At 50.2% G+C, this 333-nt stretch carries 1 pseudogene; it reads left to right on the top strand.

From position 1 onward, the window contains the following. Positions 1 to 333, top strand: a pseudogene (locus M595_RS28710) (3-dehydroquinate synthase); the annotation flags it as partial.

The following is a 333-nucleotide window of genomic DNA, read 5'->3' as shown; positions in this document are numbered from 1 at the left end:
GGGTGATCACCTCTGTTGAAAAGACTGGCTTTGAGGTGGCTTGCTGTACCCTTCCAGCAGGGGAACCCCACAAAACCCTAGAAACTTTGCAAAAAGTCTATGATCTCGCCTTAGAACATCGCCTGGAACGTTCTGCAACGATGATTGCTTTAGGTGGGGGTATTGTTGGGGATATGACTGGGTTCGCGGCTTCGACTTGGTTGCGGGGGATTAATGTTGTCCAAGTTCCGACGACGCTGTTGGCGATGGTGGATGCGTCTATTGGCGGAAAAACTGGGGTTAATCATCCTCAAGGTAAAAATCTGATTGGGGCGTTTCATCAACCCCGAAAGG

It is taken from the genome of Lyngbya aestuarii BL J (assembly GCF_000478195.2).
Lineage (GTDB): Bacteria > Cyanobacteriota > Cyanobacteriia > Cyanobacteriales > Microcoleaceae > Capilliphycus > Capilliphycus aestuarii.
The sequence above is the reverse complement of the archived record's forward strand: the minus strand, read 5'-3'. Positions and strand labels throughout refer to the sequence as shown.